5 protein-coding genes are annotated in these 7234 nt (G+C 70.3%); 2 read left to right on the top strand and 3 right to left on the bottom strand.

The features are described 5' to 3' along the window. Nucleotides 1-98 precede the first annotated feature (98 nt). Nucleotides 99-2009, bottom strand: coding sequence for an amidohydrolase (locus ACYVDG_RS29840; protein WP_460762067.1), 1911 nt, complete (start codon nt 2007-2009; stop codon nt 99-101). A gap of 471 nt (nt 2010-2480) precedes the next feature. On the opposite strand from ACYVDG_RS29840, the gene ACYVDG_RS29845 reads away from it, so the two are divergent. Continuing rightward, nucleotides 2481-3644: an acyltransferase family protein gene (locus tag ACYVDG_RS29845; protein ID WP_460762070.1), complete on the top strand. Its 1164-nt coding sequence runs from the start codon at nt 2481-2483 to the stop codon at nt 3642-3644. A 69-nt stretch (nt 3645-3713) separates the two neighbouring features. On the opposite strand, the gene ACYVDG_RS29850 is transcribed toward ACYVDG_RS29845, so the two are convergent. Further along, the gene (locus ACYVDG_RS29850) at nt 3714-4646 is read right to left on the bottom strand and encodes a CDP-alcohol phosphatidyltransferase family protein (protein ID WP_460762074.1); all 933 of its coding nucleotides are present in this window, start codon (nt 4644-4646) and stop codon (nt 3714-3716) included. Nucleotides 4647-4885: 239 nt separating this feature from the next. On the opposite strand from ACYVDG_RS29850, the gene ACYVDG_RS29855 reads away from it, so the two are divergent. Next, nucleotides 4886-6325, top strand: coding sequence for a GuaB1 family IMP dehydrogenase-related protein (locus ACYVDG_RS29855; protein WP_460762077.1), 1440 nt, complete (start codon nt 4886-4888; stop codon nt 6323-6325). Between the two features lie 691 nt (nt 6326-7016). Here the strand turns inward: ACYVDG_RS29855 and ACYVDG_RS29860 are convergent. Then, on the bottom strand, nt 7017-7234 hold a 218-nt coding region (locus tag ACYVDG_RS29860), incomplete at its 5' end, for an HNH endonuclease signature motif containing protein (RefSeq protein ID WP_460762081.1).

Genomic DNA, 7234 nt, shown 5'->3' on the forward strand with positions numbered 1-7234 from the left:
CGGATCGCAGCACCCGGCGGGCGCGGACCGGTCTGCGTCCATCGCCGGGATCGGCGCGCGGGGGCCACCCCATCGCCACGGGATGGCCCCACGCGTGATCAGAGACGGTACTGGGCGCCGGGCTGGTCGTCGTCCGGGTCCTGGGGCGGCGGTGCGTCGTGCGCGCTGCCCATCGGCGGCGGTCCGCCGAAGGCGGGGCCGGCGGGCGGACCCGAAGGCGGTGGCGGCGCCTCCTCTTCGTCCATGATCGCGGCCATGTCGGCGGACAGCGTCGACTCCTCGGCCTTGTCGCTGCGCCACTCGTCGCGGATCTCCCGGTCCTGGTCGCCCATCACCGAGTCCATGTCGGCGTCGTGCGTGGACTTGGCGGGCTCACCCGGCTCCGGCCAGGAGGAGGCGGCGAGGAACGCGCTGTCGTAGGCGTCGTTGGCTTCCTCCGAGAAGCTCGGCTCCGCCGGGCGCGGCCCCGTGAGGGGGTCGGCGAGCGGGTCCGACAGCGGGTCCGACAGCGGGTCCGACAGCGGGTCGGCCGCCACGGGCTCCTCGGCCGGGGACGGCGCGTCCTGCGGCGCGGGGGCCTCCCCCAGGCTGGCGCCCGGGTCGGTGTTGCCGCGCGGGTCCCCGGTCTCGGTGGGCGCCGGACCGGGGAAGGCCATGCCCGTCGGAGCCGAGTTGGGTGCCGACGGCTGCTTGTTGTCGCCGCCCAGGTAGGACATGGCGGCGACGGTGAGCGCGGCGAGACCGGCCCGCAGCGTGGGTTCGCGGGACGGCGAGAAGTACGGGGAGTGGTTGCTCGGGACGTTGCCCATCTTCTCGTAGGGCGTGTCCCCGGGTGCCGATTCCCACACGTCGTGCGGGGTGGCGCCCACGAACCAGAACACGTACGGGATGGGCTGCGCGTCACCGGGCAGCCCGAAGTTGCCGAAGTCCTCGGTGGCCGGGGACGGGTCGGGCAAGTGGATGACGTAGTCGTCACCGAAGTACGCGTGGTGGGCGGCGGCCACCTCCGAGGTACTGACCGGGTCGTTGTATGTGGCGCCGCTGCCCTGGAACCGCTCGACCTCGGGCTCGCGCCCGGCGCCCGAGGCGGCCGCCTCCGCGCGCACGATCCGCTCGATGGCCTGTTCGAGCTGCTCGGTGACGTTGTCGTTGAGCGCCCGGGTGCTGATCTCCAGGTAGGCCTCGTCCGGGATGATGTTGGCCTTGGTGCCCGACTGGATCCGGCCGACGGTGAGCACGGCCATCTCGCTGGGGCTGATCTCCCGGGCGATCACACCCTGGAGCCGGGTGACGATGTTCGCGGCGATGAGCACCGGGTCGACGGTGGTGTGCGGTTGGGAGGCGTGTCCGCCCTCGCCGAAGATCCGCACCCGGTAGGCGTTGGCCGCGCCGAGGATGATCCCGGCCCGGTGGGAGATGAGTCCGGCGGGCTGCGGGCCCAAGTGCTGGCCGAGGATCACGTCGGGGCGGCCGAAGCGGTCGTACAGACCGTCGTCGATCATCCGCTGGGCACCGTCGAGGGTCTCCTCGCCGGGCTGCGCCACGATCATGACCGTCCCGGCCCACTGGTCCCGGGTCTCCGAGAGGAGGTCGGCGACGCCGATCAGGCACGCGGTGTGCGCGTCGTGGCCGCAGGCGTGCATGACGGGGACCTCGACGCCCTCGCTGTCCACCGTGCGCGCCGTGCTGGCGTAGGGCAGACCGGTCTTCTCCTCCATGGGGAGGGCATCCATGTCCGCGCGCAGCATGACCGTGGGGCCGGGGCCGTTACGGAGAATGCCGACCACACCGGTGCCGCCGACGCCCTTGTGGACGTCGTAACCGGTTCGGTTCAGCCATTCCGCGACGACACTGGCGGTGCGCTGTTCGGAGTGAGAGAGCTCCGGGTTCTTGTGCAGGTCGACGTAGACACCCTCCACGAGCGGGAAGAGCTCGTCGAGGAGTCGCATGACCACGCTCCCGTGCTGGGCTGCACGGTTCGGGTCCACCGCGTGCGGCACGGTTTCCACCGCCTTCTTCGTTCTCGACTGGGCGGGCACTGAAAGGGGGACAGCCGCCTGAGGGCAGCCTATCGGCGGGACCGCCGCGGGTTCACACCGACATGTTCCGACCGTGGCACCCCGGGCGCGGCGCATGGGTTAGGGTCTGCACACGGTAAGCCATCCCACACCCCTCGCGCACGGGCCTACGATGCCCCCCACTGCCCGCTTGTGGCGCCCGCAGCGCCGGTGTCGGACCCCGGGAACCGCTTACCGATTTGTGCGAACCACTGGCGCACCGCAGCATGTCTCAGTAAGGTAACGGAGCTACGTTCGCCTGATTCACCCCGGCGCCCCAGGCGCGCCCCCCTCGGCGCCGGTCCACATCACCCCGCCTCCCGGACCATCGCCCGGATGGCACCGACCCCGCACAGAGGGTGTCGGGTCCAACACACATTGCCCCAGAAATCAGTGATCTCGGAGTCCCTAGTGGCCTCACCCATGACCAGTCCGGCAGCCAAGCCCTCGGAGAACGGGCACGGCGCGAATGCCCAGGCCCCGACGGCGCCCCCGATCCCCGCGGCCAGTGCCCCCGGCCGCGATGCCCGGCTGGACAACGCCAAATTCATCCTCATCGCCCTGGTCGTCATCGGCCACGCGATCGAACCACTCACGGACTACGGTCCCGCCAGTACCTTCTACTACTGGGTTTACTTCTTCCACATGCCCGCGTTCATCATGATCAGCGGCTACCTCTCCCGGTCCTTCGACGCCTCGTCGAACCGGGTGGAGAAGCTGGTCCTGATGCTGGCCGTGCCCTACCTCATCTTCTGGACGATCCACCAAGGGATCTACACGCTCGAGCGCGGTGGACTCCCCGACTCGCTGTCGGTGCTCAAGCCGACCTGGACCCTGTGGTTCCTGGTGGCGCTGTTCCTGTGGCGCCTCAGTGTGCCCGTGTGGCAGCGCCTGCGCTGGCCCGTGGCCATCGCCGTGATCATCTCGCTGTTCGCCGCCACCGCGGACCTGGGCATCACCCTCTCGCTCGGCCGCGTCCTCAGCTTCCTGCCCTTCTTCGTGCTGGGCCTGACCCTGCGCCGTGAGCACTTCGCCTTCCTCGACCGGCTCTGGGTCCGGGTGTGCTCCGTGCTGGTGCTGGGCGTCACCGCCGTCCTGGCGGTGCCGATCTCCGACCACCTCAGCCGGGACTGGCTGTTCTGGCGCGACAGCCTCACCGACCGGGACATCGACCCGCTGCTGCCCAGCATCGGCCTCCGGCTGGCCTTCATGGGCATCGCCCTGGTCATGACCTTCGCCGTCCTGGCACTCATCCCGAAGCACGAGACCTGGTACACGCACCTGGGTGCCTACACCCTGTTCGTCTACCTGGGCCACTCGGTGTTCCTGCTGCTGCTGGAGAACACCCCTTGGTACGACGTGATGGGCGGCGCGGTGGGCGTGGCCGCCACCATGGCGCTGGCCGTGGCCCTGACACTGGTGCTCTGTTCGCCTTGGGTCCGTGCCTGTATGAAGTGGGCGGTCGAACCGCAACCGACCTGGTTCCTGCGCCAAGACGGCAAGGGCCTCGTCAAGAAGCAGGAGAAGGAGCAGGTCGACGCCGAGGCGATGACCGGCCCGCCCGCGGAGAAGACCCCCGCCGGGTAGGACATCCCCATGGCGAAGGGGCGGTCCGCATCGCGCGGACCGCCCCTTCGCCATGTCTGTGGCCCCTCGTCAGCTGCCGCTGGCGGGCTCGGCCGTCGGCATGTCGGCGGCCAGCTCGCGACGGCGCACCTCGAAGCGGCGCGACTCCTTCCAGAGCCGCAGCACCAGGACCACCTCGAAGAAGGCCAGGGCCAGGCAGGAGAAGACCGCCACCGGGATGATCAGGCTGTTCAGCGGGGTGAAGAAGGCGACGAGCACGGTCGCGGGCGCCACCACGCACAGGAACATCTCGAACTCGATACCGCTGAACAGGTGCGGGCGCACCCGGTGCCGGAGGAGGTGGTTCCGCACCCGGGGGTAGAGGCCCTTGGGCGGCGGGGCGTCAGCGGCGGCCGGAGCCTCCGCGGTGTCCTCGTCCTCGGGGTCGCCCCCGCCCGCGCCAGCGCTCTCCGCGCGCATCCGCTCAGTGTCGCCCGAGGCCACCGCGAGGGCCTCCCGCATCGTCTTGCGCGTCTTGGCGACCTGGGATCCGTTGAGGTAGCGCAACAGGTCGAAGAAGATCACCACCGGCGCGACGATCAAGTACGCGGCCTCCCCCGTGACCAGCCACTGGCCGACCAACAGCGCCATCATGCAGCCGAAGAAGCGGATGCGGTCGAAGACGAAGTCGACCCACTGGCCGAAGACCGAGCCGTTGCCCTTCAGCCGGGCGATCTTGCCGTCCATGCAGTCCAGCACGAAGCTCAGGTGGAACAGCAGCGCACCGGCCAGCAGCCAGGCCCAGCCGGTGTCGCCCGCCCAGACCGGGGCCGCGAAGCAGAGGGCCGAGAGCAGACCCAGCACGCCCGCGCCCAGCGTGAGCTGGTTCGGTGTGAGATTGGTCCGGTTCGCCGTCCACACCACCAGTCGACCTGCCAGCGGGTCGACCAGGAAGACCGTCCACCAGGCGTCCTTAGCCTTGTAGGTCTCTTCCTTGACTTGCGCGAAAGTAAAACGCGACATGCGGTGTTCTCCTGGGAGGCCCTCTCAGATTGCCCGCGGCGCAGGACGTACAGTCACCGCGTTTGCGCAGGGGTGAGGGCCGAGTTGAGGCGGGAATCGAGTCATCATGCCAGACGCGGTTACCTCCAACCTAATCGGTGACGGCATAATTGACAGGTAAGAGGGGGATCAACAGGGTGCCGCCAGCACTGACACGGCGGAGTGGTCCACCCCCTTCGGTCTCGACCGAGGTAGAGGCATTGCGTTTTCTCAATGACGAGGTCCCCAGTCAGGACCTGACCTACAGCGACGTCTTCATGGTCCCCGGCCGCAGCGCCGTGGGGTCCCGGCTCAGCGTGGACCTGTCGTCCCCGGACGGCACCGGCACCACGCTGCCGCTGGTCGTCGCCAACATGACCGCCGTCGCGGGCCGCCGTATGGCGGAGACCATCGCCCGCCGCGGCGGACTCGCCGTCATCCCGCAGGACATCCCGTTCGAGGTCGTCTCCGACGTCATCGCCTGGACCAAGCAGCGCGAACTGGTCTACGACACGGCGATCACCCTCAACCCGACGAGCACCGTCGGTGAGGCGCTCAACCTGCTGCCCAAGCGGGCGCACAACGCGGTGATCGTCGTCGACGACGCCCGCCGCCCGGTCGGTGTGGTCACCGAGGCCGACTGCCACGGTGTGGACCGCTTCGCGCAGCTGCACGACGTGATGTCGGCCGAGCTGCTGACCATCCCCGCGGGGACCGAACCGCAGGAGGCCTTCGGGATACTGCACGACTTCCGGCACCGGCTCGCCCCGGTGGTCGACGACAAGGGCGCCCTGGTGGGGGTGCTCACCCGTACCGGTGCGCTGCGCTCGACCCTGTACAAGCCCGCCGTGGACTCCGGCAACCGGCTGCGAGTGGCCGCGGCCGTGGGCATCAACGGGGACGTGGCGGGCAAGGCCGCCGAGCTGTTGGACGCCGGGGTGGACACCCTGGTGATCGACACCGCGCACGGCCACCAGGAGAAGATGATCTCGGCGATCGAGAAGGTCCGCGCGCTCTCGCCGGACGTGCCGATCGTCGCGGGCAACATCGTCACCGCCCAGGGCACCCGCGACCTCATCGAGGCCGGGGCCGACATCGTCAAGGTCGGCGTGGGCCCGGGCGCTATGTGCACCACCCGCATGATGACCGCGGTGGGCCGTCCGCAGTTCTCCGCCGTGTTGGAGTGCGCGGCCGCCGCCCGCGAGCTGGGCAAGCACGTGTGGGCGGACGGCGGTGTGCGCCACCCGCGCGACGTCGCTCTCGCCCTGGCCGCCGGCGCGTCCAACGTGATGGTGGGCTCGTGGTTCGCAGGCACCTACGAGTCGCCGGGTGACGTCCTGCGCGACGCGCAGGGCCGTCAGTACAAGGAGAGCTTCGGGATGGCCTCGGCGCGCGCGGTGCGCCTGCGCACGTCCGAGGACTCCCCGTTCGAGCGGGCCCGCAAGGCCCTGTTCGAGGAGGGCATCTCCACGGGCCGGATGTACCTGGACCGGGAGCGTCCCGGCGTGGAGGACCTGATCGACCAGATCATCGCCGGGGTGCGCAGTTCGATGACCTACGCGGGCGCCACATCGCTGGCGGAGTTCCACGAGCGCGCCGTGGTCGGTGTGCAGAGCGCCGCCGGGTACAACGAGGGCCGCCCCGTGGAGAACGGCTGGTAGTCAGCCGCTGTTCGAGCGGTCGCGGGTCGAGGGGAGAAGGGACGAGGGGACGAGGGTCGCGGGTCGCGGGTCGCGGGTCGCGGGTCGCGGGCCGAGGGTCGCGGGCCGAGGGTCGCGGGCCGAGGGCCGAGGGGAGGCGGGGCCTCGGGACGGAAGGGCTTCGAGGCGGCGGGGCCTCGGGCAACACCGTTGTCTTGGGGCGTTCATCTTGAGGCATTCGGTGTTGCCTGCTCTGGTGGGGGTTGCTTCCGGGCTGGGGTTCCCTCCTTTCCCGCCGCCCGATTGTGGCCGTCTCCGCTACGCGCCTCAAGGTCGTCGCCATCGAGCGCTTCGCGCGTCAAAGGCGCTCCACCTTGACCCGCTCCGCTGCGACGGCGGTTTGGCGGCTATCGGGAAAGGGGGACGGGTGGTTGAGGTCCGAGCGGTCCCGGCCTTCGGCCGGGCAACCCCAGTCGGCCTGGCGGCCGATGCCTGCCACGCCGCCGGAGCTTTGACGGGTCGGGTGTCACGGCCGGTCATTCTGAGCTGCGGACCCCTCGGCCTGGGGGCCGATGCCTGCCCCTGCGCCGGAGCGTTGACGGGTCGGGTGTCGCGGCTGGTCATGGTGTGCGGCGAACCCCTCGGGAGGGCTCCAGGGCATGGGGGCGTGGGGGCGTGGGGGCGTGGGGCGGTAGGGCCTTGGCGGGCGGGGTTAGCGCTCCTCGGGTGTGGGGGTGGGTGTGGAGGCTGGGTCGGGGTCCCCGTCCGGGTCCTTTCCCCCACCCTTGTCGTTGTTGTTGTTCCGGTTGCGGTGGGAGGGGCGGCCCTGCCAGACGGACTGCCCGGGGTTGGTCTCCCGGCGGTACTTCAACCGGTTGTGGTCCGAGCACAGCGGCTGAATATTGTCCGCGCTCGTGGACCCGCCGGCCG

Source organism: Nocardiopsis oceani, assembly GCF_054777395.1.

Coding starts and splice junctions, on each gene's coding strand:
- ACYVDG_RS29845 (WP_460762070.1), top strand. CDS start 2,481: ATGACCAGTCCGGCAGCCAAGCCCTCGGAGAACGGGCACGGCGCGAAT.
- ACYVDG_RS29850 (WP_460762074.1), bottom strand. CDS start 4,646: ATGTCGCGTTTTACTTTCGCGCAAGTCAAGGAAGAGACCTACAAGGCT.